This is a genomic window from Novosphingobium sp. AAP1 (assembly GCF_001295765.1).
Taxonomy (GTDB): Bacteria; Pseudomonadota; Alphaproteobacteria; order Sphingomonadales; family Sphingomonadaceae; genus Novosphingobium; species Novosphingobium capsulatum.
In genome coordinates this window covers 215,091-241,086 of record NZ_LJHO01000003.1, presented here as the reverse complement: position 1 = coordinate 241,086, position 25,996 = coordinate 215,091, and the positions used below count along the sequence as shown (strand labels likewise).

At 66.9% G+C, this 25,996-nt stretch carries 23 protein-coding genes; 16 read left to right on the top strand and 7 right to left on the bottom strand.

The window, feature by feature from the left end; all coding sequences use genetic code 11:
- Positions 1 to 31 precede the first annotated feature (31 nt).
- Genes chlG through IP65_RS08290 form a run of 5 tightly spaced genes read left to right on the top strand, consistent with a single transcriptional unit; the run spans position 32 to position 4,232 of the window.
- Positions 32 to 934, top strand: coding sequence for a chlorophyll synthase ChlG (gene chlG, locus IP65_RS08310; protein ID WP_054131398.1), 903 nt, complete (start codon positions 32 to 34; stop codon positions 932 to 934).
- Positions 931 to 2,253 carry a BCD family MFS transporter gene (locus IP65_RS08305; protein ID WP_054131397.1) on the top strand — a complete coding sequence of 441 codons (1,323 nt, stop codon included), beginning with the start codon at positions 931 to 933 and terminating at the stop codon, positions 2,251 to 2,253. The genes chlG and IP65_RS08305 overlap by 4 nt, the downstream gene beginning before the upstream one ends.
- The gene (locus tag IP65_RS08300) at positions 2,250 to 3,479 is read left to right on the top strand and encodes a geranylgeranyl diphosphate reductase (protein ID WP_054131396.1); all 1,230 of its coding nucleotides are present in this window, start codon (positions 2,250 to 2,252) and stop codon (positions 3,477 to 3,479) included. Before IP65_RS08305 ends, IP65_RS08300 begins: the two co-directional genes overlap by 4 nt.
- Positions 3,476 to 3,955, top strand: coding sequence for a TspO/MBR family protein (locus tag IP65_RS08295; protein WP_082349952.1), 480 nt, complete (start codon positions 3,476 to 3,478; stop codon positions 3,953 to 3,955). The genes IP65_RS08300 and IP65_RS08295 overlap by 4 nt, the downstream gene beginning before the upstream one ends.
- 10 nt (positions 3,956 to 3,965) lie before the next feature.
- The gene (locus IP65_RS08290; protein WP_054131395.1) at positions 3,966 to 4,232 is read left to right on the top strand and encodes a hypothetical protein; all 267 of its coding nucleotides are present in this window, start codon (positions 3,966 to 3,968) and stop codon (positions 4,230 to 4,232) included.
- Here IP65_RS08290 and IP65_RS08285 read toward each other — a convergent pair.
- Entirely contained in the window at positions 4,229 to 4,846 is a 618-nt protein-coding gene (locus tag IP65_RS08285) for a TetR/AcrR family transcriptional regulator (RefSeq protein ID WP_054131394.1), read from the bottom strand. The genes IP65_RS08290 and IP65_RS08285 overlap by 4 nt on opposite strands.
- A gap of 92 nt (positions 4,847 to 4,938) precedes the next feature.
- On the opposite strand from IP65_RS08285, the gene IP65_RS08280 reads away from it, so the two are divergent.
- The 7 genes from IP65_RS08280 to IP65_RS08250 all read left to right on the top strand — a co-directional run bounded on the left by IP65_RS08280 (position 4,939) and on the right by IP65_RS08250 (position 11,961).
- Entirely contained in the window at positions 4,939 to 6,072 is a 1,134-nt protein-coding gene (locus tag IP65_RS08280; RefSeq protein ID WP_054131393.1) for an acyl-CoA dehydrogenase family protein, read from the top strand.
- Positions 6,073 to 6,171: 99 nt separating this feature from the next.
- Positions 6,172 to 6,939, top strand: coding sequence for an SDR family NAD(P)-dependent oxidoreductase (locus IP65_RS08275; RefSeq protein ID WP_054131392.1), 768 nt, complete (start codon positions 6,172 to 6,174; stop codon positions 6,937 to 6,939).
- A gap of 38 nt (positions 6,940 to 6,977) precedes the next feature.
- On the top strand, positions 6,978 to 8,171 hold the full coding sequence (locus IP65_RS08270; protein ID WP_022678331.1) for an acyl-CoA dehydrogenase family protein: 1,194 nt from the start codon (positions 6,978 to 6,980) through the stop codon (positions 8,169 to 8,171).
- Positions 8,161 to 9,258 (top strand): phosphotransferase family protein, encoded by a 1,098-nt coding sequence (locus IP65_RS08265; RefSeq protein ID WP_022678330.1) that lies wholly within the window; start codon positions 8,161 to 8,163, stop codon positions 9,256 to 9,258. The genes IP65_RS08270 and IP65_RS08265 overlap by 11 nt, the downstream gene beginning before the upstream one ends.
- Positions 9,255 to 10,037 (top strand): enoyl-CoA hydratase/isomerase family protein, encoded by a 783-nt coding sequence (locus IP65_RS08260; RefSeq protein WP_054131391.1) that lies wholly within the window; start codon positions 9,255 to 9,257, stop codon positions 10,035 to 10,037. Before IP65_RS08265 ends, IP65_RS08260 begins: the two co-directional genes overlap by 4 nt.
- An 87-nt stretch (positions 10,038 to 10,124) precedes the next feature.
- Positions 10,125 to 11,102, top strand: a complete 978-nt coding sequence (locus tag IP65_RS08255) for a nitronate monooxygenase family protein (RefSeq protein WP_022678328.1) — start codon at positions 10,125 to 10,127, stop codon at positions 11,100 to 11,102.
- 103 nt (positions 11,103 to 11,205) lie between these two features.
- Complete coding sequence (locus IP65_RS08250) at positions 11,206 to 11,961, top strand: DUF4019 domain-containing protein (protein WP_022678327.1); 756 nt, start codon at positions 11,206 to 11,208, stop codon at positions 11,959 to 11,961.
- 21 nt (positions 11,962 to 11,982) lie between these two features.
- On the opposite strand, the gene IP65_RS08245 is transcribed toward IP65_RS08250, so the two are convergent.
- Genes IP65_RS08245 through IP65_RS08225 form a run of 5 tightly spaced genes read right to left on the bottom strand, consistent with a single transcriptional unit; the run spans position 11,983 to position 17,893 of the window.
- The gene (locus IP65_RS08245; protein ID WP_022678326.1) at positions 11,983 to 12,828 is read right to left on the bottom strand and encodes a CoA ester lyase; all 846 of its coding nucleotides are present in this window, start codon (positions 12,826 to 12,828) and stop codon (positions 11,983 to 11,985) included.
- Positions 12,825 to 13,277 (bottom strand): MaoC family dehydratase, encoded by a 453-nt coding sequence (locus IP65_RS08240; RefSeq protein ID WP_022678325.1) that lies wholly within the window; start codon positions 13,275 to 13,277, stop codon positions 12,825 to 12,827. Before IP65_RS08240 ends, IP65_RS08245 begins: the two co-directional genes overlap by 4 nt.
- A 3-nt stretch (positions 13,278 to 13,280) precedes the next feature.
- Entirely contained in the window at positions 13,281 to 15,122 is a 1,842-nt protein-coding gene (locus IP65_RS08235) for an acetyl/propionyl/methylcrotonyl-CoA carboxylase subunit alpha (protein WP_054131390.1), read from the bottom strand.
- A 6-nt stretch (positions 15,123 to 15,128) separates the two neighbouring features.
- Positions 15,129 to 16,730 (bottom strand): carboxyl transferase domain-containing protein, encoded by a 1,602-nt coding sequence (locus tag IP65_RS08230; RefSeq protein ID WP_054131389.1) that lies wholly within the window; start codon positions 16,728 to 16,730, stop codon positions 15,129 to 15,131.
- Positions 16,727 to 17,893, bottom strand: coding sequence for an isovaleryl-CoA dehydrogenase (locus IP65_RS08225; RefSeq protein ID WP_054131388.1), 1,167 nt, complete (start codon positions 17,891 to 17,893; stop codon positions 16,727 to 16,729). The genes IP65_RS08230 and IP65_RS08225 overlap by 4 nt, the downstream gene beginning before the upstream one ends.
- A 104-nt stretch (positions 17,894 to 17,997) precedes the next feature.
- On the opposite strand from IP65_RS08225, the gene IP65_RS08220 reads away from it, so the two are divergent.
- The 3 genes from IP65_RS08220 to katG all read left to right on the top strand — a co-directional run bounded on the left by IP65_RS08220 (position 17,998) and on the right by katG (position 22,014).
- Complete coding sequence (locus IP65_RS08220) at positions 17,998 to 18,843, top strand: LysR family transcriptional regulator (RefSeq protein ID WP_054131387.1); 846 nt, start codon at positions 17,998 to 18,000, stop codon at positions 18,841 to 18,843.
- A 132-nt stretch (positions 18,844 to 18,975) separates the two neighbouring features.
- On the top strand, positions 18,976 to 19,683 hold the full coding sequence (locus IP65_RS08215; RefSeq protein ID WP_054131386.1) for an alpha/beta fold hydrolase: 708 nt from the start codon (positions 18,976 to 18,978) through the stop codon (positions 19,681 to 19,683).
- 111 nt (positions 19,684 to 19,794) lie between these two features.
- On the top strand, positions 19,795 to 22,014 hold the full coding sequence (katG, locus tag IP65_RS08210; protein WP_054131385.1) for a catalase/peroxidase HPI: 2,220 nt from the start codon (positions 19,795 to 19,797) through the stop codon (positions 22,012 to 22,014).
- Between the two features lie 30 nt (positions 22,015 to 22,044).
- Here katG and IP65_RS08205 read toward each other — a convergent pair whose 3' ends face one another.
- Positions 22,045 to 23,037, bottom strand: coding sequence for a LacI family DNA-binding transcriptional regulator (locus IP65_RS08205; RefSeq protein ID WP_054131384.1), 993 nt, complete (start codon positions 23,035 to 23,037; stop codon positions 22,045 to 22,047).
- Positions 23,038 to 23,458: 421 nt separating this feature from the next.
- On the opposite strand from IP65_RS08205, the gene IP65_RS08200 reads away from it, so the two are divergent.
- Complete coding sequence (locus tag IP65_RS08200) at positions 23,459 to 25,939, top strand: TonB-dependent receptor (protein ID WP_054131383.1); 2,481 nt, start codon at positions 23,459 to 23,461, stop codon at positions 25,937 to 25,939.
- Positions 25,940 to 25,996: the final 57 nt, after the last annotated feature.

Sequence of the window (25,996 nt, the reverse complement as noted above, 5' to 3'; positions counted from 1 at the left end):
GCATGGCGCGCCATGGGCGTAGTCTTCGGCCATGGCTCGCTCTGCTGCCTTTCCCGCGATGGCGCCACTTCCGGCGCTCCGGGACGTTGTCACCCTGCTCAAGCCGATCACCTGGTTTCCGCCGATGTGGGCGATGGTGTGCGGCGTGCTGTCATCGGGCGTGCCGGTTGCCTCGCGCTGGTCTTTCCTGATCGCGGGCATTGCGCTGGCCGGCCCGCTGGTATGTGGCACCAGCCAGGCGGTGAACGACTGGTTCGATCGCCATGTCGATGCCATCAACGAGCCGCACCGCCCGATCCCCTCCGGCCGCATCGCCGGGCGCTGGGGCCTGGCCATCGCGATCATCTGGAGCGGCGTATCGCTGCTGGTGGCGGCGCTCACCGGGCCATGGGTGCTGGCGGCCACGGCGCTGGGCCTCGCTTGCGCCTGGGCCTACAGCGCGCCGCCCTTGCGGTTCAAGACCAGCGGCTGGATCGGCCCGGCGGTGGTGGCGCTCAGCTATGAAGGGTTGAGCTGGTTTACCGGGGCGGCGGTGATGGCCGGGGCGCTGCCCTCGGGCCGGGTGCTGGCGGTCTTGGCGCTCTATAGCCTGGGCGCGCATGGCATCATGACACTTAATGATTTCAAGGCTGTGGTCGGTGATCGGCTGACCGGGCTGCGCTCCTTGCCGGTGATCCTGGGCGAACGCCGCGCGGCCTTGCTGGCCAGCGTGGTGATGGCCGTGCCGCAGGGGGTGGTCGTGGTGCTGCTGTGGCGCTGGCATCTGGCCTTGCCGGCGCTGGCCGTGGCGGTGCTGCTGGCCGCGCAACTGGCGCTGATGCCGCGGCTGGTGGCCGATCCGGCGGCGCGCGCGCCCTGGTACAACGCCACCGGCGTGTCGCTCTATGTCTTTGGCATGATGGCCGCCGCGCTCGGCCTGGGAGGATACCTGTGAGACAGCACGCGTTCGGCTGGTGGTCCATCCTGCGCCTGGGCGCGGTGCAGGCGGCGATCGGGGCGATCACCATGTTGGCAACCTCTTTGCTCAACCGCCTGATGGTGCTGGAATATGGCCTTGCTGCCGGCATCCCGGCCGGGCTGGTGGCCTGGCATTATGGCGTGCAGCTGTCGCGCCCGCTGTGGGGCCATGGATCGGACATCGGCCGGCGGCGCACGCCGTGGATCCTGGCCGGCATGGTCACGCTGGGCCTGGGCGCGCTGTTGGCGGTGCATGGCGTGACCATGCTCGATGAATCGCGCGTCAAGGGCATCGCCCTGTCGGTCTTTGCCTTTACCCTGATCGGCGCCGGCGTGGGCGCGGCGGGCACCTCGGTGTTGGCGCTGCTGGCCACCGGCGTGGCGCCGGAACGGCGCGCGGCGGCGGCTGCCGTCACTTGGATCATGATGGTTTTTGGCATCGTGGTGGCGGCTGGCACGGCCGGGGCGCTGCTCGATCCCTATTCCGAACAGCGGCTGACCGCCGTTTCTGCTGGCGTGGTGGGCGTGGCGCTGCTCGTCACGGTGCTGGCCACGTTCCGCCTGGAGGGGCGCGGGCCACTGCTTTTTGCCAGCGCGGCGCCAGTGGCCGGGCCGCCGCTCTCGCTCAAGGAGGCGCTGGCCGAGATTTTCGCTGATGATGAAGCGCGGCGCTTTACCCTGTTCATCTTCGTCTCGATGCTGGCCTACAGCATGCAGGATCTGATCCTGGAGCCGTTCACCGGCCTGGTCTTTGCGATGACGCCGGGGCAATCGACCAGCCTCTCGGGCTTGCAGAACGGCGGCGTGCTGATCGGCATGATTGCAACCGGCGTGGGCGGCAGCGCATTTCGCGGGCGCCTGCCGATCGAGCTGCGCAGCTGGACCATGGTCGGCTGCCTGGGTTCGGCCGTGGCGCTGGCCGGGCTGGCCATGGCTGCCTGGGTTGGCCCGGGCTGGCCGATCGCGGCCAATATTGCCTTCTTGGGCCTGTGCAACGGCGCCTTTGCCGTGTCCGCCATCGGATCGATGATGGGCCTGGCCGGTGCCGGCCGCCGCCAGGGTGAAGGGGTGCGCATGGGGGTGTGGGGTACGGCGCAGGCCATTGCCTTTGGCCTGGGTGGACTGATCGGCGCGCTGGGCGTCGATGTGGCGCGCGGCGCGTTTGGCACGCCGGGCAAGGCCTTTGCCCTGATCTTTGCCGCCGAGGCGGGATTGTTCCTTTATTCCGCGCTCCTGGCCATGCGCACGCGCGGCGTGGCCCGGCCGGTCGTCAGCCTGAGGTCTGTGGCGATATGAACCCGATAGAGCAATTCGATGTCGTGGTGATCGGCGGTGGCCCGTGTGGCGCCACCACGGCCTGGGACCTGGCGCGCGCCGGGCGTTCGGTGCTGCTGCTCGATCGCGGCGGGCGGATCAAGCCGTGTGGAGGGGCGGTACCGCCGCGCCTGCTGGAAGAGTTCGAGGTGCCGCAATCGCTGCTGGTGGCGCGGGCGCGCGCCGCGCGCATGGTGGCGCCTTCGCGCCGCGCGGTGGACATGCCGGTGGGCGAGATCGGCTATGTCGGCATGGTCGATCGCGAGGTGTTTGACGAATGGCTACGCCACCGTGCCGCCACCGCCGGTGCGGTGCGGCGTACCGGCACCTATGACAGCCTGGAGCGCGACGCGGACGGCGGGGCGATCGTGCGCTATCGCGCCACGCGCGGCGGCGCGATGCAACGGGTGCGCGCCCGGCTGGTGATCGGGGCCGACGGCGCCCGCTCTGCCGTGGCCCGCGCGCATGTGCCGGGAGCGGAACGCAACCCTTGCGTCTTTGCCTATCACGAGGTGATCCGCGCGCCGGCCACCGCGCAAGGCGTCGCTGGCGGGCAGGATTTCGACGCCACGCGTTGCGACGTGCTCTATCAGGGCCGCGTCTCGCCCGATTTCTATGGCTGGGTCTTTCCCCATGGCGAAACCGCCAGCATCGGCGTGGGATCGGCGCGCAAGGGCTTTTCGCTGCGCCAGTCGGTGGCATTGATGCGCCAGGACATGGGCCTTTCCCGCTGCGAGACGATCCGCCGCGAAGGGGCGCCGATCCCGCTCAAGCCGCTACGCCGCTGGGACAACGGGCGCGATGTGCTGTTGGCGGGCGACGCTGCCGGGGTGGTGGCGCCGGCTTCGGGCGAGGGGATCTATTATGCCATGGCCGGCGGGCGCATTGCCGCGCAGACCGCGCTGGAATTCCTGGCCTGTGGCAATCCCGCGGTCTTGCGCCAGGCGCGGCGCACGTTCCTGCGCGCGCATGGCCGTGTGTTCTGGATTCTCGGGATGATGCAGTATTTCTGGTATTCCAGCGACAAGCGCCGCGAGCGCTTTGTGGCGATGTGCGCCGATCGCGATGTGCAGCAACTCACCTGGCAGGCCTATATGAACAAGCGACTGGTGCGGCAGCGACCCATGGCGCACTTGCGCATTTTCCTGAAAGATTGCGCGCACCTGCTCGGCCTGGCCCGGCCGGCTCATGAAAGCCCCGCGCCATGAGCCGGCCCTGGGCCATGCCCGTGGGCATCGCCGTGGTCGCGGCGCTGGTGGTCGCGCTGCTGGGCGGCACGATCACCGACCTTGGGCCATGGTATGAAGCGCTGCACAAGCCGGCGTTCACCCCGCCGCGCCCGGTGTTTCCGATCGCCTGGACGGTGATCTTTGCCCTGGCGGCAACCGCCGGGGTCAATGCCTGGCGCGCGGCGCGTGATGTGCGCACGTCTGACACGGTGATCGGGCTGTTTGCCCTCAACGGCTTTCTCAACATCTTGTGGAGCCTGCTGTTCTTTCGCTTGCAGCGGCCGGACTGGGCCTTTTTCGAGCTGGTCGCGCTGTGGTGCTCGATCGCGGTGCTGATCCTTTATTGCCTGCGCATCTCGCGCCTGGCGGCCGTGCTGCTGCTGCCTTACCTAGCGTGGGTGAGCGTGGCTGGCATGCTTAACTGGCAGGTCGTTCAATTGAACGGCCCGTTCTAGGGCAGGCAAGATGGGCGCCTATTTCGCCAGTGGCCATGCTGCCGATGTGATGCTCGCGGCGCTGGTGGTGGAGGCGGTCTGGCTGCTGACGCGCGGGCGCGGGTTGGGCCTGGTGCTGGTGGTGCTTGGCCCGGCGGCCCTGATCGTGCTGGGCCTGCGCGCCGCGCTGGTCGGTGCGCCCTGGCCGTGGATCGCACTGCCACTGGCGCTGTCACTGCCGATCCACCTGGCTGATCCGCGCCTGTGGCGCCGGGGAGCGGAACGGCCGAGCGCCTAGCGCGGCAGAAAACCCTGCGCGAGCATGGCAACCAGTTCTTCGGCAATGCGCGCCGGGGGCAATTCGCCCTGGGGATCGTGCCAGCGGCCCGGCCAGTTGAGCGCGCCGGCCAGGGCAAAGCCCAGCAGCTTGGTGTTGGTCGGCGCCAGCGAGCCATCGGCCACGCCTTCCTCGATCAGTTCGCGCATGGCGCTGTCGATCTTGCGCTTGAGCGCCTGGAACTGGGCGCGGCTGTCAGGGCCCAGTGCTTCGGCCCCGGTGCGCACCACGCAGCGGCCGAAATCGTCCATGTTGACCTGGGCATAGCGCGTCAGGAACAGGCGCAGCCGTTCGGCCCCGTTGCCGTCGGTCTCGCGCGCCTGCTCGGCCGCTTCGAGCAATTGCGACAGGCCGATCGTCACGCATTCGAGCAGCACCTGATCCTTGTTGCCGAGGTAGTGATAGATCGTCGGCTTGGAGATCCCCAGGCTGGCCGCCACGTCATCCAGCGAGGTCTGGTGAAAGCCGCGTTCGTTGAACATCTGCACCGCCGCGCGCAGCACGGCCTCGCGCTTGGCGGCGCGCGCCTTGCTGCGCTGTTGCGGGGATTGAAACGGGGAATCGGCTGGCGGCAACTTTTCGGCTCCATCGGCTGCAACGCCGTGTTGACATGATACCAGACAGAAGGCAATCTACTCGTGAGTAAACAATAGTCCGGTCAGTATCCATGATTCTCGACGAAACCCAGACCGCCGTGCGTGACATGGTCCGCGCCTTTGCCCAGGAGCAGCTGCGCCCGCACACCCGCGCGTTCGAGGAAGCGGGTGGCTATCCCCCCGACCTGTTCGCGCAGATGGCGCAACTGGGCCTGATGGGCATGACTGCGCCGGAAAGCGAAGGCGGCGTGGGGCTCGATGCGGTGTCCTATGCCCTGGCGCTGATCGAGATTGCGGCGGGCGATGGGGCGCTTTCGACGATCGTATCGATCCACAACAGCCTGATCGTGGCCGGCATCCTTGCCTATGGCAGTGCCGCGCAGTGCGAACGCTTCCTGCCCGATCTGGTGGCCGGACGGGCCACGGGCGCCTTTGCCCTGACCGAGGCCGATGCCGGATCGGATGCGTCAGCGCTGCGCACGCGCGCCACGCGGGTGGACGGTGGCTGGTCGCTCAACGGTGCCAAGCAGTTCATTTCCAACGGCCGCATCGGCAAGGTGGCGATCGTCTTTGCCGCCAGTGACCCGGCCGCCGGCAAGAAGGGGATCACCGCCTTGCTCGTGCCCACCGACAGCCCCGGCTATGTGGTGGACAAGGTGGAGCACAAGCTGGGGCAGTGGGCATCGGATACCTGCGCGATCCGGTTTGACGATGTGTTCGTGCCAGATGACATGGTGCTGGGCGCGCCTGGGCAGGGCTATCGCATCGCGCTGTCCAACCTGGAAGCAGGGCGCATCGGCATTGCCGCGCAGTGCATCGGCATGGCCGACGCCGCGCTGGCCATTGCCGTGGCCTATGCCAAGGACCGCAAAAGCTTTGGCCAGCCGATCATCGCCCACCAGGCCGTGGGCCACCGCCTGGCCGACCTGGCCGCACGGCTGGAGGCGGCGCGCCAGCTGGTGCTGCACGCGGCCGCCGTCAAGCAGACCGGTGCGCCTTGCCTGCAGGAAGCCTCGATGGCCAAGCTGGTCGCCTCGGAAACGGCAGAGGCGGTGGTGTCCGGCGCGATCCAGACGCTGGGGGGCTATGGCTATCTCGAAGAATATGGCGTGGCCAAGATCTATCGCGATGTGAAGGTGTGCCAGATCTATGAAGGCACATCGGATATCCAGCGCATGGTGATCGCGCGGGCCCTGGCTGGATGACCGGGGCGGGATAGGCGCGCTAGCGTTTCGGCCAGTGCGGTGGCGCGGCAAAGCATCCTAAAGACAACAGCAAATCGACAGAGTTCGGGAGACAGGTTCATGGATATCAACGGCCTTGCGGCCATCGTTACCGGCGGCGCATCGGGCCTGGGCGCGGCCACGGCCGAAATGCTCGGCGCGCGCGGTGCCAAGGTGGCATTGTTCGATCTCAACGCGGCAGCCGGAGAGGCCAAGGCAGCCGAAATCGGCGGCCTGTTCAAGACGGTGGACGTGACCGACGAGGCATCGGTGAGCGATGCTATCGCCCAGGCCGAAGCCGTGCACGGCAAGGCGCGCATCCTGGTCAACTGCGCAGGGATTGCCCCGCCAGCCAAGGTCTTGAGCCGCGATGGCAGCCCGCTGCCGCTGGCTGATTTTGCCAAGATCATCAACATCAACCTGATCGGCACGTTCAACGTGCTGTCCAAGTTTGCCGCGCGCATCTTTGACGCTGAACCGCTCGATGCCGATGGCGCGCGCGGGGTGATCGTCAACACGGCCAGCGTTGCCGCGTTCGATGGCCAGATCGGCCAGCCCGCCTATGCCGCCAGCAAGGGTGGCGTGGCCGCCATGGCGCTGCCGATCGCGCGTGAATTGGCCCGCTTTGGCATTCGCGTGAACACCATTGCGCCGGGCATCTTCTGGACGCCGATGCTCGCCAGCCTGCCGCAGGATGCACAGGATTCGCTGGGCCAGCAGGTGCCGTTCCCCAGCCGCCTGGGCCAGCCGGCCGAATATGCCAAGCTGGTGGAAGCGATCGTGGGCAATTCCATGCTCAATGGCGAGGTTATCCGCCTCGACGGCGCGATCCGCATGGCCCCGCGCTGAGCGCGCAGACACCAGACCAAAAGCACAAGGAGAGGGTGATGAGCGGGATCGGCATGGCAGCGGCGCAAGACCTGGCGCGCAAGGTGGAAACCTTTGTGCGCGAGGTGGTCGCGCCCTATGAACAAGACCCGCGCCGCGACCATCACGGCGCGCCGACCGATGCGCTGGTGCATGAACTGCGTGAAAAGGCCCGTGCGGCCGGCGTGCTGACCCCGCACATCATGCCCGACGGCGGCCATCTGACCCAGCGCGAGACGGCGGTGGTCCTGGCGGCCAGCGGTCTTTCGCCGCTGGGGCCGCTGGCCTGCAACACGGCCGCGCCTGATGAGGGCAACATGTACCTTTTGGGCAAAGTGGGCGACGCTGCGCTGCGCGAGCGTTTCCTCAAGCCCATGGTCGAAGGCCATGCGCGATCGGCCTTTTTCATGACCGAGCCGGCCGAGCTGCAAGGCGCCGGGTCTGACCCGTCGATGATGATCACCACCTGTCGCAAGGACGGCAACCATTGGGTGATCAACGGCACCAAGTGCTTCATCACCGGGGCCGATGGCGCGCAAGTGGGCATTGTCATGGCGCGATCGGAAGAGGCCGACAGCGCGGGCGGGGCCTGCATGTTCCTGGTCGATCTGCCCGATCCGGCGATCCGCATCGATCATGTGCCCAATACGATCGACAGCTCGATGCCCGGCGGCCATGCCACGGTCACGATCGAAAACTTGCGCGTGCCGGCCGACCAGATGCTGGGCCAGGCGGGCGAAGGGTTCAAATATGCCCAGATCCGCCTTTCGCCCGCGCGCCTGTCGCACTGCATGCGCTGGCTGGGCGCCTGCCAGCGCGCCAACGAGATCGCCAGCGACTATGCCAACCGCCGCATGGCCTTTGGCAAGCCGCTGATCGATCACGAGGGCGTCGGCTTCATGCTGGCCGAAAACCTGATCGACCTGAAGCAGGCGGAACTGATGATCGACTGGTGCGCCAGCGTGCTCGATACCGGCAGCCTGGGCACGGCCGAAAGCAGCATGAGCAAGGTAGCAGTGTCAGAGGCGCTGATGCGCGTGGCCGATCGCTGCGTCCAGGTTATGGGCGGCACTGGCGTGACTGACAAGACCATCGTGGAGCAGGTGTTCCGCGAAATCCGCGCGTTCCGCATCTATGATGGCCCGACCGAAGTGCACAAGTGGAGCCTGGCCAAGAAGATCAAGCGCGATTGGAAGCAGGCCCATGCGCACTGAGCAATCGGCACCGCCCGCGCAGCTTGATGCGGCGCAGATTGCCCAAGCCAATGCCGGCGTCGGTGCGGTGCGGACCGCGCTGGACGAACAGGCGCTGGCGGCGTGGCTTTCCGCCCATGTCGCGGGCTTTGCCGGGCCGCTGCGCGTGGCGCAGTTCAACGGCGGCCAGTCCAACCCCACCTATCGCCTGGAAACGCCCGCGGCGCGCTATGTCTTGCGGCGCAAGCCCCCGGGCACCGTGCTGAAAGGCGCGCACGACGTGCTGCGCGAGGCGCGGGTGCAGCAGGCCCTGGCGGGAAGCGATGTGCCGGTGGCGCGCATCCTGGGCGTGTGTGACGACGATGCCGTGATCGGCAGCGCGTTCTATGTGATGGACATGGTGGATGGCCGCGTGTTCTGGGACGCGAGCTTTGCCGAAGTGGCCAAGGACGAGCGCGCTGCCTATTTCGACGAGATGAACCGGGTGATCGCCGCCCTGCACGGGGTGGATCATGTGGCTGTGGGGCTGGGCGATTATGGCAAGCCGGGCAACTATTTCGCCCGGCAGATCGGCCGCTGGACCCGGCAATACCTGGAAGACGAACTGGCGGGGCGCGATCCCGACATGGATGCGCTGGTCGCCTGGCTGCCCACGGCCATTCCCGATGATGACACGACCACCCTGGTCCATGGCGATTTCCGCTGTGACAACATGATCTTTCACCCGACGGAGCCGCGCGTGCTGGCCGTGCTCGACTGGGAGCTTTCGACGCTGGGGCATCCGCTTGCTGATTTTGCTTATCATGCGATGATGTATCGCATGCCGGGCGATATCGTTGCCGGGCTGGGTGGGGCCGATCCGCAGCCGCTGGGCCTGCCGAGCGAGGCGGACTATATCGCCCGCTATTGCGCGCGCACCGGGCGCGATGGCATTGCCAATTGGGATTTCTACGTCGCGTTCCAGTTCTTTCGGCTGGCGGCGATCTTTCACGGCATCAAGGGCCGCGTGCTGCGCGGCACGGCGGCCAATGCCCAGGCGGCGCAGCGCGCGGAAGCCTTTCCGCGCCTGGTCCGGCTGGGGCGCGAAGCGATGGAGGCCTGCGCATGAGCGACGATCTGGTTCTGGTGGAGCGCCGCGGCGCGGTTGCGATCGTGACGCTCAATCGCCCGGCGGCGGGCAACACGCTCGACATGCCCACGGCCACCCGGCTGGAGCAGGTGGTGGCGAGCGTGGCGGGCGATGCCAGCGTGCGCTGCGTGGTCCTGACCGGGACGGGCAAGCTCTTTTGCGGCGGCGGTGACGTGGGTTCGTTCGGCCGCGCGAGCGAGGGGCCATCGGCGTTCCTGTTTGCCCTGGCCGGCTCGGTGCATCGTTCCGTGCTGGCCCTGGCGCGCATGGGCAAGCCGCTGGTCACGCTGGTCAATGGCCCGGCCGCCGGCGCCGGGTTGAGCCTGGCGATCCTGGGCGACGTGGCCTTGGCCGTGCCCTCTGCGCATTTCACCGCGGCTTATGGCATGGTGGGCCTGACGCCCGATGGCGGGATGAGCTGGACCCTGCCGCGCGTGGTGGGCCTGCGCCGCGCGCAGGAGATCATCCTGACCAACCGCCGCATCGGTGCCGAGGAGGCCGCGCAGATCGGCCTGGTGACCCGCGTGGTGGCGGCAGAGACGCTGCTTGACGAAGGCCTGGCGGTGGCCGAGCGCCTGGCCCAGGGGCCGGTTGGCGCGATTGCCGGCGCGCGCGCCCTGCTCGCGGCCAGCATGCAGAACGACCTGGCCACGCAGCTTGACCTGGAAGTGGTGCGCATTGCCGATGCCGGCGCCGGGGCCGAAGCGGCCGAAGGCATTGCCGCATTTGCCGAACGGCGTCCGCCGCGCTTTACCTGAAGCCCAGCCCCCGTTCCCCAATCCTGGCCACGGCGCGTCCCGTTAGGGACGGCGCTGGGCCGTGCCGTTTCGATGTGAGGTGCAATCATGGCGATCAAGACCCGGATTACGCAGCTTTTGGGCATTGCCCACCCCATTGTGCAGGGGGGAATGATGTGGGTGGGCCGCGCCGAACTGGCGAGCGCGGTATCCAACGCCGGGGGGCTGGGCATCCTGACCGCGCTGACCCAGCCGACGCCCGATGATCTGCGGCGCGAGATCGACCGCTGCCGCACCATGACCGACAAGCCGTTTGGCGTGAACCTGACGATCCTGCCCTCGGTCAGCCCGCCGCCCTATGCGGAGTATCGCCGCGCGATCATCGATAGCGGGATCAAGATCGTGGAAACCGCCGGGCACAACCCGCGCGAGCACATCGAGGATTTCAAAAGCCACGGCGTGACCGTGCTGCACAAGTGCACCGCCGTGCGCCATGCCGTTTCTGCGCAGAAAATGGGCGTGGACGTGATCAGCATCGATGGCTTTGAATGCGCCGGCCACCCCGGCGAGGATGATATCCCCGGCCTGATCCTGATCCCCGCCGCAGCCGACCAGATCAGCATTCCGATGCTGGCCAGCGGCGGCATTGGTGACGGGCGCGGGCTGGCCGCCGCGCTGGCGCTGGGCGCCGAAGGGGTGAACATGGGCACGCGGTTCTGCGCCACGGTGGAAGCGCCGATCCATGACGCGATCAAGCAGTTGCTGGTGGCCAACAGCGAGCGCGATACGCGCCTGATCTTCCGCCGGTTTCACAACACCGGGCGCGTGGCGGCAACGCCGGTGTCTGATCGCGTGGTCGACATCTCTGCCCGGCCCGAGGCGGTGTTCGAGGACATCCGCCCGCTGGTGTCAGGCGCCAAGGGGCGCGAGGCGCTGGAAACCGGCAATGTCGAGGCCGGACTGGTCTGGGCCGGGCAAGTGCAGGGCCTCATTCACGATATCCCGACTTGCGCGCAGCTGCTGAGCCGCATGGTGGCCGAGGCCGAGGACGTCATCCGTGGGCGGCTGGGCGGGTTCCTCGCCTGAACCTTCCCGCGCGCCCGGATCGCCAATGGTTGCACGCGGGAACTGCAGTACAAGAATTTAGGGGTGGTTGGCGCGGATCGCGTGCCATAGTCGTGGCCCGACCATGACCACGCCGATCACCCACGCCGTTGACTCGCTGACCGAAAAGGAAAGGCAGGTGTTGCGTCTGATGGTGCGCGGGCACGATGCCAAATCGATCGCCTGCCGCCTCAATCTTTCGGTGCACACGATCAACGAACGCCTGCGTGATGCACGGCGCAAGCTTGCGGTGTCGAGCAGCCGGGAAGCGGCGCGGTTGCTTTTCGATGCCGAGGGAGAGCCCCCCAAAAATTCAGGGGACAGCGAATTGGGGGAAGCCCCGCACCCCGGCGATATGGAACAGCCTGGCCTGGCCGAACGTATATCTCGTCGCGGCTGGATCAAGACAGGAAGTATCGCCATGTCATTGCTGATGGGACTGGCCGCGCTTGTGGCGCTGCCGCTAATGAATGCATCGTCAGATCCGCAACCCGCCGCCACGGTCGAAACCAGCGATCCCGCGATTATCGCCACGGCGCGCCGTTTCCTCGAGCTTGCCGACCAGCACGACTGGGCCCAGACCTATCGCATGACCACGCTGCGTTTCCGCAAGGCCAACACGCAGCAGGTCTGGGCGAACGTTTCGGAAAAGGTCCATGCCGACCTGGGCATGGCGCAATCGCGCCAATTGCTCAGCGAACAGAACCTGCCTGCACCCCCCAACGGCTATGAAGTGGTGAAATTCCGTAGCCACTTTGCCAAGAAGGGCGAGGTGGTGGAGACGGTCACGCTGGAACACGTCGATGGCGCGTGGCAGGTGGCAGGCGTGACGGTCGGCTGAACCTGGCACGCCAGGGTTTCGTTACCGCTGGCTGCGCGCTGCCAGCGCCAGGATCGCCTCTGCCTGCTTGAGGTGGGGGCGATCGACCATCCGGCCATCGAGTTGCACCACGCCCAGCGCGGGATCGGCAGCAAACAGCGCGACGACGCGGCGGGCGTGGTCGATCTCGGCCGGGGTGGGGGTGAAAGCCTGATTGATCACTGGCACTTGCGCGGGGTGCAGCGCCATCATCCCGGTAAAGCCATCGCGGCGCGCCCGCGCGGCATAGCGCGCCAGCCCATCGAGGTCCGCCAGCGCGGGAAAGACCGTTTCGATCGGGGCCACGCCGGCCTTGTGCGCGCCGAACAGGGTCAGGCTGCGCACCAGTTCGTAGGGCGCGGTATAGCGGCCATCGTCTTCGCGCGCGGTGGCAGCGCCGATCGCGGCGGGCAGGTCTTCCGCGCCCCAGGTCAGCCCGCACAGCGCCGCGCGCACATCGCCATAGGTGCCCAGTTCGAACACGGCGGCCGGCGTTTCGGTGGCAATCGGCAGGATCGGCACGGCCTGCGCGCCCATCATGGCCAGAAGCGTGCCGACGGTTTCCGCGCCTTCGGCCTTGGGCAGCATGATCCCATCGGGTCGGCCAGGCAGCGCCGCCGCCAGATCGGCAGCGGCCATTCCACTGTCCACCGGATTGATTCGCACGAAGACCGGGCAGGGGCGCGGGCCGGCCAGATACTCGGCGACGGCGTCGCGTGCCCCATCCTTGGCGGCGAGCGCTACCGAGTCTTCCAGGTCAAGGATCACCGCATCGGCGCCGCTCGCCGCTGCCTTTGAAAAGCGTTCGGGCCGATCGGCCGGTACGAACAGCAGGGAGCGCAGGTTCATGCGGGCGTTCCGGCGATGAGCGCACTGCGCTTGCAGCGGCACACGACCTCGCCGCGCTGGTTGATCAGTTCATGCGCGAACGTGACGATGCCGGCGCCCGGACGCGAGCGGGAGGGGCGCGTTTCCAGCACCTCGCTGGTGGCGTGGAGCGTATCGCCGATGAACACCGGCTTGGGCATCGTCACCGCGTCATAGCCGAGGTTGGCCACCAGCGTGCCGAGCGTGGTTTCGCCCACCGACAGCCCGACCATCAGCGCGAACGTGAAAGTGCCGTTGACCAGGATCTGGCCAAACTCGCTGGCGCGCGCGGCCTCAGCATCGAGGTGCAGCGGCTGCGGATTGTGCGTCATGCACGAAAACATGAGGTTGTCGGTCTCGGTCACGGTGCGGCGGATCGGGTGTTCGATCCGGTCACCCACGGCCCATGCATCGAAAAAGCGCCCGGTCATGGTTCAATCGTCCTGCTGGGTGATGCGCGCCAGCAGCGCATCGACTTGTACTTGCGCGCCCGCCTGGGTTTCGAGCGCGTCGACCACGCCATCGAACGGGGCAACCAGCGTGTGTTCCATCTTCATCGCTTCGAGGGTCAAGAGCTTTTGGCCCTTGGTAACGGTTTCCCCTTGCGCGACGGACACCGCGATGACGCGGCCGGGCATGGGCGCCAGGATCGCGCCATCGCCGGCAGTGGCGCCGTCGGTCGGCTTGTGGTGCCAGGGTTCGAGCCGCCACACCTGCCCGTGTTCGCAGACCAGGGTGAAAGGCGCCGGATTGGTTGCGGCACCAGCGAAGGCGATTTCAATGGGCGCGCCATCGAGCAGGAAATGCCCGCTGCGAACGGGCGCGGCATTGAGGCGCAGGCCTGGCGCCAGGCTGGGCGCCGCTAGGCGCGCAGCGGCCTTGGCGAGGGCCGCAGCCGAGGGGGCAAGCGGCTCTGCCAGAGCGGCGCCGTCGCGGCCGATCAGGCCGGTATCAACGTCGCCGACGACAAACTGCGGATGGTGCAGCAGGCGCGCGAGGAACGCGGCATTGGTGCGCACCGGCCAAACCGCCGTCTCGTCGAGCATCGCGGCGAGGCGCTGGCGCGCGTCTTCGCGGCTGGGACCATGGGCGATGACTTTGGCGACCATCGGATCGTAGAACGGGCTGATCGTATCACCCTGCGCCACGCCGGTATCGATGCGCCCGCCTTCAACCATCCCGAAGTGCAGATGGTCGAGCCGGCCGATCGAGGGCAGGAAGCCCTTGGCCGGGTCTTCGGCATAGAGCCGCGCCTCCATCGCCCAGCCCTGGATCGAAAGCTCGTCCTGACGGCATGGCAGCGGTTCGCCGCTGGCGACGCGAATCTGCCATTCGACCAGATCCTGGCCGGTGATCGCCTCGGTCACCGGGTGTTCCACCTGGAGCCGGGTGTTCATTTCCATGAACCAGATGCGATCGGCGCGCAGGCCTTCCGAACCATCGGCGATGAATTCGATCGTGCCGGCGCCCTGGTAACCCACGGCTTGCGCCGCGCGCACCGCCGCCTGGCATACGGCGGCCCGCGTGGCTGCGTCCATGCCCGGCGCCGGGGCTTCCTCGATCACCTTCTGGTGGCGGCGTTGCAGCGAGCAATCGCGCTCGAACAAATGCACGACATTGCCGTGCGCGTCGCCGAACACCTGCACTTCGATATGGCGCGGCGAGAGGATGTATTTCTCGATCAGCACATGGGCATTGCCGAACGATGCCGCCGCCTCGCGCTGGCACGAGGCGAGCGCGTCGGCAAAGTCCTGCGGCTGTTCGACCAAGCGCATGCCCTTGCCACCGCCGCCGGCCACGGCCTTGATCAGGACCGGATAGCCGACCTTGGCTGCTTCGGCCGCCAGGAATTCGGCATCCTGGTTTTCGCCCAGATAACCCGGCGTGGTCGGCACGCCGGCCTGCTGCATCAGTGCCTTGGCCGCGTCCTTGAGGCCCATCGCCGAAATCGCGGCGGGCGGCGGGCCGATCCACACCAGCCCGGCGTCGAGCACGGCTTGCGCAAAGGCAGCGTTTTCCGAAAGGAAGCCATAGCCGGGGTGGATCGCCTGGGCGCCGGTTTCCAGCGCGGCGGCGATGATCCGCTCACCCACCAGATAGGATTCGCGCGCCGCGGCCGGGCCGATGGCCACGGCCTGGTCGGCTTGGGCCACGTGCATGGCTTGGGCGTCTGCTTCCGAATAGACAGCCACCGTGCGCAGGCCCAAGCGACGGGCGGTGCGGATGATCCGGCAGGCGATTTCGCCACGGTTGGCGACAAGGATGGATTGGATCATGCGCGCTTACATCCGGAACACGCCGAAGGACGGACGATCGGCAAAGGGGGCTTCCAGGCAGGCTTCCAGCGCCAGGCCGACCACGTCGCGGGTCTGCACCGGATCGATCACGCCGTCGTCCCACAGGCGGGCGGTAGCGTAATAGGGATTGCCTTCGTCTTCGTATTTCTGGCGGATCGGCGCCTTGAACGCTTCGGCCTGCTCGGGCGTCCAACTCGCGGCGTCGCGGTGCACGGTGGCGAGCACGCTGGCCGCCTGTTCCCCGCCCATCACCGAAATGCGCGCATTGGGCCAGGTGAACAGGAAGCGTGGGCCATAGGCACGCCCGCACATCCCATAGTTGCCCGCGCCAAAGCTGCCGCCGATCAGCACGGTGATCTTGGGCACTTGCGCGGTGGCGACAGCCGTCACCAGCTTGGCGCCATGCTTGGCGATACCTTCGGCTTCATACTTGCCGCCGACCATGAAGCCCGAGATGTTCTGCAGGAACAGCAGCGGAATGCCGCGCTGGCAGGCCAACTCGATGAAATGGGCGCCCTTTTGCGCGCTCTGCGAAAACAGCACGCCGTTGTTGGCCAGGATCGCCACCGGCAGTCCGTGGATGTGGGCAAAGCCGCAGACCAGCGTGGTGCCGAACAGCGCCTTGAATTCGTGAAACTCGCTGCCATCGACGATCCGCGCGATCACTTCGCGCACATCGTAGGGCGCGCGCACGTCTTGCGGGATCACGCCGTACAGCCCCTGCGGATCGTGCAGCGGCGGGCGGCTCTCGCGGCGTTCTACCCGCGCGCGATCGGGCGCGCCCAGGTGCGAGACGATATCGCGCACGATCGACAGGGCATGTTCGTCGTTTTCAGCAAGGTGATCGACCACGCCCGACTGGCGCGCGTGGAGATCGCCGCCGCCGAGGTCTTCGGCCGAGATTTCCTCGCCCGTGGCAGCCTTCACCAGCGGCGGGCCGGCCAGGAAGATCGTGCCCTGGTCCTTCACGATCACGGTCTCGTCGCTCATCGCCGGGACATAGGCGCCGCCGGCGGTGCACGATCCCATCACGGCGGCGATCTGGGCAATGCCGGCCGCGCTCATCCGCGCCTGATTGTAGAAGAACCGGCCAAAGTGATCGCGATCGGGAAACACCTCTGCCTGGTTGGGCAAGTTGGCGCCACCCGAGTCCACCAGATAGACGCAGGGCAGGCGGTTTTCCTGCGCGATTTCCTGGGCGCGCAGATGCTTTTTCACCGTCATCGGGAAATAGGTGCCGCCCTTGACCGTGGCATCGTTGGCAAAGACCATGCACTGCCGCCCGGAAACGCGGCCAATCCCGGCGATGATGCCCGCGCCGGGCACTTCATCGTTATAGAGGCCATTGGCCGCCAGCTGGCCCACTTCGAGAAATGGCGAGCCAGGATCGAGCAGCCGCTCTACCCGGTCACGCGGCAAGAGCTTGCCCCGCGCGGTGTGGCGGGCGCGTGCGCGTTCATCGCCGCCCAGGGCTGCCTTGGCGACGCGGGCGCGCAAGTCTTCGGCCAGGGCGCGGTTGTGCGCGGCGCGCGCCTGCGCTTCGGGGCTGGCGAGGTCGATGGCCGTGGGCAGGACGGGCGCGCTCATCCCTTGATCCCGATCAGTTCGCGGCCGATCAACATGCGGCGGATTTCGTTGGTGCCCGCGCCGATATCGAGCAGCTTGGCGTCGCGCAGATAGCGTTCCACCGGCCAGTCCTTGGTATAGCCGGCGCCACCCAGCGCCTGGATCGCTTCGCCCGCCACGCGGAACGCGCTTTCGCTGGCGAGCAGGATCGCGCCGGCGGCGTCGAACCGCGTGGTCTGCCCGGCATCGCAGGCGCGCGCGACGGTATAGACATAGGCGCGTGCCGATTGCAGCGCGACATACATATCGGCCACTTTGGCCTGCATCAGCTGAAACGTCCCGATCGCCTTGCCGAACTGCTGGCGTTCACGGACGTAGGGGATGACGGTGTCGAGGCAGGCCTGCATGATGCCGATCTGCATGCCCGCCAAAACCACGCGCTCGTAATCCAGGCCGCTCATCAGCACGCCCACGCCGCCATTGACGGGCCCCATGACGTTTTCGGCCGGCACGAAGCAATCCTCAAACACCAGCTCGCACGTGGGGCTGCCGCGCAGGCCCATCTTGTCGATCTTTTGCCCGATCGAGAAGCCCGGCATGCCGCGCTCGATCAGGAACGCGGTGATGCCCTTGGCGCCGGCATCGGGCGCGGTCTTGGCATAGACCACCAGGGTATCGGCATACGTGCCGTTGGTGATCCAGAACTTGGTGCCGTTAAGGCGGAAGCCACCATCGACTGCATCGGCACGCAGCTTCATCGCCACAACATCCGAACCGGCGCCGGCTTCCGACATCGCCAGGCTGCCGACGTGTTCGCCCGAAACCAGCTTGGGCAGGTACTTGGCCTTTTGCGCGGCATTGCCCCAGCGGCGGATCTGGTTGACGCACAAGTTGGAATGCGCGCCATAGGACAAGCCCACGGCGCCCGAGGCGCGGCTGACTTCTTCCACCGCGATGACATGGTGAAGATAGCCCAGGCCCAGTCCGCCGAATTCCTCCTCCACGGTCACGCCATGCAGGCCGAGCGCGCCCATCGGCTCCCACAATTCGCGGGGAAAGCGGTCTTCGGCGTCGATCGCGGCGGCCAGCGGGGCGATCTGCTCGTCGGCAAAGCGGCCGGCGGCCTCGCGGATCATCTGGGCGTTTTCATCCAGGCCGAAATCGAGTTCGGGGGTTGCACGCACGGCTTTGTCTCCTCTTCCCGCCCACTGTTTTCTGTGGCCATGATACCGCGCCGCTGGCTGTGCAGGAAATTGATTTTCGTAGCGGATTTCCATAGAAAAAACCTATGTTGAAACGCAACCACCTGCGCCAGTTCCTGGCCATCGTCGAAACCGGCGGTATCAGCGCGGCCGCGCGGCGGCTGAACCTGAGCCAGCCGACGCTGTCGGCCGGCCTTGCCGAACTGGAGCGGCTGGTGGGGGCGCCCTTGCTGATGCGCGATCGCAAGCAGATCCGCCTGACGGCGGCGGGCACGCGGCTGCTCGCCCATGCCCGCACGATCGAGCGGGAGTTTCGCCTGGCCGAAACCCCGGCGCAGGACCTGGCCCCGGTGGCCGCGCCGCTGCGCCTGGGCGTGTTGGCCTCCTTGCCCGGCCGGGCGCTGGTGCAACTGGCGCACGATATGCAGGGCACGCGCCCGCTGGTGCTGCTGGAAGGCAGCGATGCCGATCTGCGCCGCCGCCTGGGCGAAGGGCAACTCGATGCCATTCTCACCCTGCTGCATGGCGCGCCAGCGGAAGGAGCGGTGGTGGAAGAAAGCTATGCCATGTTGCTGCCGCAGGGCCACGCGCTGGCCGCGCGCACCATGGTCAGCGCGCTGGACCTGGCGGCCGATATCATGGTGGCGCGGCGCAGCTGCGAGATCCTGGGCGAAACCAGCCGCTTCTTCACCGCCCAGGGCGTGCGGCCGCATTTCCTGCTGCGCAGCGCTAACGAGGAACGCTGCATGGATCTGGTGCGGCAAGGGCTGGCGGTGACCACCGGGCCGGTGAGCCTGGCCGGCGATGGCGTGGTGGCGGTGCCGCTGGCCGGCTATGATTTCCGCCGTCGGCTGGGTCTGGTGGGCGGCGGCCAGGCGCTGGACCCGGCACTGGTGGCAAGTTGGGGCCGGCTGGCCGCCAGCTGGGCATAATCTGGGGCCGTCAGCCCAAGCCCCGGTTGGGGCGTTGAGATTCACCCGATCGGGGGTTTTGTCGGCACGCGTGGTTTTGCAAAACATTGCAGGCCTGCGGGCATCCCTCTCTCCTGATCGGAGCCAACCGTCATGACCGCGTCCCCCACCACGCCGACCGTCGTTCTCGTCCATGGCGCCTGGGCCGATGGATCGAGCTGGCAGCGGGTCATTCCCCTGTTGCTCGCGGCCGACGTGCCGGTGGTGGCGGTGCAGAACCCGACGACCTCGCTGGCCGACGACGTGGCCGCCACCGCGCGCACGCTGGCCACTGTTGCCGGGCCAGTGGTGCTGGTCGGGCATAGCTGGGGCGGGGCGGTGATCACCCAGGCCGGCAACGATCCCAAGGTCAAGGCGCTGGTCTATGTCGCCGCATTTGCGCCCAAGGCCGGTGAAACCGTGGGCGATCAGGTCGGCCGCCACGAAGCCCCGCCGGCGCTGGGCAAGATCATAGACGATGGCGCCGGTTTCCTGACGCTGAGCGCGGCAGGCTGGATCGAGGACGTGGCGCAGGACCTGCCCGAGACCGAGGCGCGCGTGCTCTGCGCCACGCAGCCGCCGCTCGCCGCCAGTACCTTTGGCGACAAGGTGGAGCAGGCCGCGTGGGAAACCCGCCCGACCTGGTACATCGTTTCCGCGCAGGATCGCATTGTCAGCGTGGCGCTGGAGCGCGAACTGGCCGCGGCGATGAACGCGCAGACCAGCGAAGTGGCGGCGGGGCACCTGAGCCTGCTGTCGCAGCCCGAGGCGGTGGCGGGCGTTATCCTCGACGCCGTGCGCGCGACGGCTGCAAGCCTCTGAAACATGTGCGCAGTGAACCAAGAGGCGCTTTTTCCTGTCATGGCTTCATGACAGGATCGTCGCGTCCTGCTCACGGCCGATACCGGATTCGGCCAAGCAATGGAGAGTGACATGGATGCGGTAACGACGAAGTGCCCGATGGGCGGCGGCGAGGGCAAAAAGCGGCCCCTGTTGGGACGGACGAACCAGGACTGGTGGCCCAAGGCCCTGCCGCTGGCGATCCTCGCGCAGCATGGACAATCGGCCAGCCCCTATCCGCAAGGGTTCGATTATCGCGCCGCGTTCAAGGGGCTCGATTATGCGGCGGTGAAGGCCGATCTGCATGCCCTGATGACCGACAGCCAATCGTGGTGGCCGGCCGACTACGGCCATTATGGCCCGTTCTTCATCCGCATGGCCTGGCATTCTGCTGGCAGCTATCGCAGCGGCGATGGGCGTGGCGGTTCGTCATCGGGTTCGCAGCGGTTTGCGCCGCTCAATTCCTGGCCCGACAACGGCAACCTCGACAAGGCACGGCGCCTGCTCTGGCCGATCAAGCGCAAGTATGGCGCGGCGCTGAGCTGGGCTGACCTGTTCATCATGGCCGGCAATGTTGCGATCGAGTCGATGGGCGGCCCGATCTTCGGCTTTGGCGGCGGCCGCGCGGATATTCATGAACCGGCCCTCGATGTGTTCTGGGGCATGGAAGAAACCTGGGTGGGTGACCCGCAGAACCAGACCCGGATCGACGAGGAGGCCGGCCTCAAGATCGAGGGTCCGCTCGCCGCGATCCAGATGGGGCTGATCTATGTGAACCCCGAAGGACCGGGCGGCGTGCCCGATCCCATGGCCTCGGCGCGCGACATTCGCGAAACCTTCCACCGCATGGGCATGGACGATACCGAAACTGCCGCGCTCACCGCCGGCGGGCACACCTTTGGCAAGGCCCATGGCGGCGGCGATGCCGCGCTGGTGGGGGCCGCGCCCGAAGGGGCCGACATTGCCCAGATGGGCTTTGGCTGGACCTCCACCCACGGCACCGGGATGGGCGATGACACGATCACCTCGGGCATCGAGGGATCGTGGACGCCCACGCCCACGCAGTGGGACATGACCTATTTCGACATGCTGCTCGACCACGAATACGAACTGGTGCGCAGCCCGGCCGGCGCGCACCAGTGGCAACCGGTGGGCAACCCCGAAGAGACCCTGGCCCCCAAGGCGCATACGCCGGGCGTCAAGGTGCCCACGATGATGACCACGGCCGACATGGCGATGAAGGTCGATCCGGCCTATCGCGCGGTGATGGACCGTTTCCGTGCCGATCCGGCCTATTTTGCCGACAGCTTTGCCCGCGCTTGGTTCAAGCTGACCCACCGCGACATGGGGCCCAAGGCGCGCTATCTCGGGCCAGACGTGCCGGCCGAAGACCTGATCTGGCAAGATCCCATTCCCGCGCGCGATTATCCGCTGATCGATGCCGCCGATGTGGCCACGCTCAAGACCGCGATCGCCGGCTCAGGACTGTCGGTGGCTGAACTGGTCGGCACGGCCTGGGCCTCTGCGGCCACCTATCGCGGATCGGACCGGCGCGGCGGCGCCAATGGCGCGCGCATCGCGTTGGAGCCGCAGCGCCAATGGGCGGTGAACGAGCCGGAGAAGCTGGCGCGCGTGCTGGACGTCTATGCCGGCATCAAGGCGCAGTTCGATGGTGCGGCCAGTGGTGGCAAGAAGGTGTCGCTGGCCGATCTGATCGTGCTGGGCGGTGGCGTGGGCATCGAACTGGCCGCCAAGGCCGCCGGCCGCACGGTGGACGTGCCGTTCACCCCGGGCCGCACCGATGCCACGGCGCAGCAGACCGACGCCGAAAGCTTTGCCTGGCTCGAGCCGCATGCCGATGGTTTCCGCAACTATCTGGCCGGGCCGACCGATGTGAACGCCGAGGAGCTGCTGATCGACCGGGCGCAGTTGCTGGGCCTGGGCGTGGCGGAAATGACCGTGCTGGTTGCCGGGCTGCGCGTGCTGGGTGCCAACCATGGCGGCGCGGCGCATGGCGTGCTGACGGCGCGGCCGGGCCAGTTGACCAACGATTTCGTGGTCAACCTGCTCGACATGGCCACGGCCTGGGCGCCGGCCGGCGATGAAGCGGAAACCTACGTGGGCAAGGATCGCGCCAGCGGCGCGCCGCGCTGGACGGCCACGCGCGTCGACCTCGTGTTCGGGGCCAATGCCCAGTTGCGCGGGGTGTGCGAGGTCTATGCCGGGCTGGATGCAGAAGACAAGTTCGTGGACGATTTCATCGCCGCCTGGACCAAGGTGATGAACGCAGACCGCTTCGACTTGCTCGATTGATCACGTGCCTGGTTTGCTGGTGCCGCTGCCTCAGGGTGGCGGCGCCAGTGAATCCCGCTCTACCAGGTGAAAATCGAGCATGACCTGGCGATCGCCGGTCTCGCCGCGATCGAGCAGCAGGCTCGCCGCGGCATAGCCCATTTCCTCGATCGGCTGGTAAATCGTGGTGAGATAGGGCCAGACCGACTTGGCCACCCAGCTGTCATCGAAGCCGCACAGCGAGATATCGTGCGGCACGCGCAGCCCGGCGCGGGCGCAGGCGACCATGACCCCGGCGGCGGAATCATCGTTGGTGGCAAAGATCGCGGTAGGACGCGGGTCGCGTGCCAGCAAGTCCATGCCGGCGGCAATCCCGCTTTCGAACGAGAACAGGCCATCTGCCTCTGCCACCACCAGATCGGGATCGAGCTGGCGGATCGCCGCCAGGAAACCGGTGCGGCGCCGATCGCCGGCGCGGTGCAAGGGCGGGCCGGTGACCACGCCCAGGCGGCGATGGCCCAGCGCCCACAGGTGGCGGGCGACCAGCGCACCGGCGGCGGCATCGTCGATCGCCACGCAGGGAGAGCGGCCCAGCTCGCTGTTGGGCGCGATGCGGGCATAGCGGACGCCGCGCCGCTCCAGAAAGGCCAGGACCTGCACGTTGTCGGTCAGCGGCGGGGTGAGGATGAACCCGTCGCAGCGGCTGTTGCGCACTATTGCATCAAGCTGGGCCTCCACCTCGGCGCGGGGCAGGTCTGAGGCGATATTGTCGATGCGCAGGTGGTACTGCTGCTCGACACAGGCGCGATAAACGCCCGACTGGATCTTGATGGTGTAGTTGGGACTCGGGTTGTCGAACAGCAGCCCGACGATGAAAGTGCGCGATCCGGCCAGCGATCGCGCTGCGGCGTCGGGAACGAAGGCCAGCGCGGCGATCGCGGCCTCCACCTTGGCGCGCAGGCCGTCTGACACATGCGGCTCGCGGTTAACCACGCGCGACACGCTTTTGAGCGAGACCCCGGCGAGCCGGGCGACGTCCTCCATCGTGGCGCGTTCCTTGGCGCCAGCGGGGCGGGAAGGGGGGCCGGCAAGGGCGGCGGGGTCAGATGGGGATTGTGGCGTTTTGGCCGACGGGTGCCTCTCCATGTCAACCATTATGGCTATTTCTTTCGGAAGGTCACGCGAAATTCTGACAGCGCAGTCTTGACAGCGCTGACTGATTCATTTCAAACCATGGCTAAGCAAGATCGAAAACTTGCCGCCGATGGAGAGGATATCGATTGCGGTTCGAAGCATGGCTTCGGGCGTTGGGCCTTTGCGGCCCGTTTCTTCCCCATTTCGGCATGCGGCCATTGCCCGGGCAGTGCCTGTCTGCGCCACGCGCGCAAGCCAGGCAGGGCGTGGCCGCGAACGGGAGCACTACCCGCGGCGCACGTGCACGCGGGAACAAAAAGGGAGGGAAGACATGAAGCTGATCCAGACAGCATGCCTGATTTCGGCGGTGGCCCTGGCCGCGCCAGCCTATGCCCAGAGCACGCCCGCGCCGGAACCGGCGCAAGATGCGGCCAAGACCGCCAGCGACGATGTGTCGATGCCCGATATCGTCGTCACCGCCACGCGCGACAAGACGCTGCTGTCGAAAACGCCGATCGCGTTGACCGCGATCACCGGCGATGGCCTGCGTTCCAAGGGCGTGACCAATCCCACCGCGCTGGGTGACCAGGTGCCCGGCCTGTCGATCGACCGCACCAATGGCCTGCAGATTACCATTCGCGGCGTGACCAGCACCGACGGCACCGAAAAGGGTAACCCTTCGGCCGCCTTCCTGGCCGATGGCGTCTATCTGGCGCGGCCGCAGCAGGCCGACGTGAGCTTCATGGACGTGGACCACGTCGAAGTGCTCAAAGGGCCGCAGGGCACGCTCTATGGCCGTAATACCACGGCCGGCGTGATCAACGTGATCACCAAGCGCCCCAATTTCGAGCGGGCCAGCGTGGAAGCCAATGCCGGCGTGGGCAATTACAACGCCTATAACGCCGACGCGGCCTTCAACCTGCCGGTCAACGACTGGGCCGCGTTCCGCCTCTCGCTCAATTTCGACACGCGCGACAATTTCGTCAAGGGCGTGGCGAATGATCCCAATTACAACAACAAGTTCCGCACCAATATTTCCGCCCGCCTGCAAGGCCTGTTCAAGCTGGGCGATCGCGGCGAATTGCTGCTGCGCGGCGGCTATTCACGGCTGACCGGATCACGCGATTCCTCGGTGCCGTTCAGCAATTTCTATCAGGTTGGCAACAATCCCAGCGGCGGGCGCTTTGCCGTGTGGGCACCGATCGGCGATACCCGCCAGTCGCTCACCACGCCGCTCGCCAGCGCCAATTTCAACGCGCCGCTCACCTATGTGAACCCGGTCGATGGCCAGACCTATACCTCGGGGCTGTCGGCGCACCAGTATGGCGGCGGGGATCAGTCTTCGTTCAAGCCCAACGTGCATGACATCGCCTATAATCTCGACGGCGAGTTCAACTATGATTTCGGCGGCGTGAAGGCGACGTACCTTGGCTCGATCCGCCAATACGAAGCCAAGGAAAACAGCAACGTGCTTTCGGGTGGCGTCAACCTGCCCGGCACGTTCAACGGCGATTACACGCAGCAGAGCCACGAGTTGCGCCTGGCGTCGAGCGGCGATGGCCCGCTCAAGATCCAGGGCGGCCTCTATTACTTCCGCGAAGAATCGCGGATCGCGTTCTTCATCTACAACCTGGTGCCCTTCGCGTTTGGCAACACGTTCATCTACGGCTTCCCGCAGCACACGATCTCGTCCACCAAGGGCGCGTTCACCCAGGGCACCTACAAGGTGACCGATGCGCTGCGCGTCACGGCGGGCATCCGCTATACCGCCGACGATCTCTCGCGCTATGGCCACACCGTGCACCTCAACACGCTGGGCGGCCAGCCGCTGGTGGGCGGGCAGTATTCCATCGATCCCAACACGCCCGCAGCGCCGGGTGGCCCGACCGTGGGCAGCGGGCGCAGCTATGTCAACGATGCCTCGGTCAAGGGCCGCAAGGTCACCTGGCGCCTGGGCTTTGATGCCGATGTGCTGGGCGGGCTGCTCTATGGCTCGATCGCCACCGGCTACAAGGTTGGCGGCTTTGGCGATGGCTGTTCCACCGGTGGCGCTGGCCAGTCGCTGGTCACCTCGCAAGGGGAACGCTGCGATTATTCCACGCCGGGGGCAACGCCCGGTTCGCTCAAGTATGCCGATCAGCATGCCATCTATTACGAGCCGGAAACCCTGACCGACTATGAACTGGGCTTCCGTGGCCGCGTGGCGCCGTGGATGAAGATCGATACCAACCTGTTCCTGTATGATTACAAGAACATGCAGCTAAGCGCGGTGATCCCGATCAATGGCGCCAACCAGACCGTGACGACCAATGCGGGCAAGGCGCGCGTGCTGGGCTGGGAATTCGAGACGCAGTTCTTCCCGATGCGCGATCTCAACCTCACGCTCGGCGTCGATCTTACCGACGGGCATTATACGCAGTTCTGCCCCTCGGGCGTGGTCAACGGCACCTGCGCCATCAACTATGCCGGGCAAAAGCTTGATCGCACCCCCGCGACCGTCATTTATGGCGGGGTGAACTACACCGTGCCGGTCGGTTCGGGCAATGTCGTCGCTTCGGTCTATTCGCGCTATTCGTCGGCCTATTCGGTGACGGTGTTTGGCGATACCGGGTCTTACTGGCTCAAGCTGTGGACGCCGTCGCGCTCGCGCACCCAGGCGAGCCTGACCTACAATGCGCCGAACGACACCTGGTATGCCTCGGCCTTCATCAAGAACATCGAGAACAAGGTCTCGCTGGTGACCGGCAACGCCACCAGCCTGACGATGAGCGATCCGCGCACCTTCGGCGTGCGCGCCGGGGTCAAGTTCTAACATCGGTCTACCCTGCTGCGGGCCGCGCGCCGCCTGGTGCGTGCGCGCGGCCCGCTT

What these genes read in the sequence shown, in the direction of transcription:
- chlG (WP_054131398.1), top strand. Translation starts at nt 32, where the DNA reads ATGGCTCGCTCTGCTGCCTTTCCCGCGATGGCGCCACTTCCGGCGCTC.
- IP65_RS08300 (WP_054131396.1), top strand. Translation starts at nt 2,250, where the DNA reads ATGAACCCGATAGAGCAATTCGATGTCGTGGTGATCGGCGGTGGCCCG.
- IP65_RS08295 (WP_082349952.1), top strand. Translation starts at nt 3,476, where the DNA reads ATGAGCCGGCCCTGGGCCATGCCCGTGGGCATCGCCGTGGTCGCGGCG.
- IP65_RS08290 (WP_054131395.1), top strand. Translation starts at nt 3,966, where the DNA reads ATGGGCGCCTATTTCGCCAGTGGCCATGCTGCCGATGTGATGCTCGCG.
- IP65_RS08280 (WP_054131393.1), top strand. Translation starts at nt 4,939, where the DNA reads ATGATTCTCGACGAAACCCAGACCGCCGTGCGTGACATGGTCCGCGCC.
- IP65_RS08275 (WP_054131392.1), top strand. Translation starts at nt 6,172, where the DNA reads ATGGATATCAACGGCCTTGCGGCCATCGTTACCGGCGGCGCATCGGGC.
- IP65_RS08270 (WP_022678331.1), top strand. Translation starts at nt 6,978, where the DNA reads ATGAGCGGGATCGGCATGGCAGCGGCGCAAGACCTGGCGCGCAAGGTG.
- IP65_RS08265 (WP_022678330.1), top strand. Translation starts at nt 8,161, where the DNA reads ATGCGCACTGAGCAATCGGCACCGCCCGCGCAGCTTGATGCGGCGCAG.
- IP65_RS08260 (WP_054131391.1), top strand. Translation starts at nt 9,255, where the DNA reads ATGAGCGACGATCTGGTTCTGGTGGAGCGCCGCGGCGCGGTTGCGATC.
- IP65_RS08255 (WP_022678328.1), top strand. Translation starts at nt 10,125, where the DNA reads ATGGCGATCAAGACCCGGATTACGCAGCTTTTGGGCATTGCCCACCCC.
- IP65_RS08250 (WP_022678327.1), top strand. Translation starts at nt 11,206, where the DNA reads ATGACCACGCCGATCACCCACGCCGTTGACTCGCTGACCGAAAAGGAA.
- IP65_RS08245 (WP_022678326.1), bottom strand. Translation starts at nt 12,828, where the DNA reads ATGAACCTGCGCTCCCTGCTGTTCGTACCGGCCGATCGGCCCGAACGC.
- IP65_RS08240 (WP_022678325.1), bottom strand. Translation starts at nt 13,277, where the DNA reads ATGACCGGGCGCTTTTTCGATGCATGGGCCGTGGGTGACCGGATCGAA.
- IP65_RS08235 (WP_054131390.1), bottom strand. Translation starts at nt 15,122, where the DNA reads ATGATCCAATCCATCCTTGTCGCCAACCGTGGCGAAATCGCCTGCCGG.
- IP65_RS08230 (WP_054131389.1), bottom strand. Translation starts at nt 16,730, where the DNA reads ATGAGCGCGCCCGTCCTGCCCACGGCCATCGACCTCGCCAGCCCCGAA.
- IP65_RS08220 (WP_054131387.1), top strand. Translation starts at nt 17,998, where the DNA reads ATGTTGAAACGCAACCACCTGCGCCAGTTCCTGGCCATCGTCGAAACC.
- IP65_RS08215 (WP_054131386.1), top strand. Translation starts at nt 18,976, where the DNA reads ATGACCGCGTCCCCCACCACGCCGACCGTCGTTCTCGTCCATGGCGCC.
- katG (WP_054131385.1), top strand. Translation starts at nt 19,795, where the DNA reads ATGGATGCGGTAACGACGAAGTGCCCGATGGGCGGCGGCGAGGGCAAA.
- IP65_RS08205 (WP_054131384.1), bottom strand. Translation starts at nt 23,037, where the DNA reads ATGGAGGACGTCGCCCGGCTCGCCGGGGTCTCGCTCAAAAGCGTGTCG.
- IP65_RS08200 (WP_054131383.1), top strand. Translation starts at nt 23,459, where the DNA reads ATGAAGCTGATCCAGACAGCATGCCTGATTTCGGCGGTGGCCCTGGCC.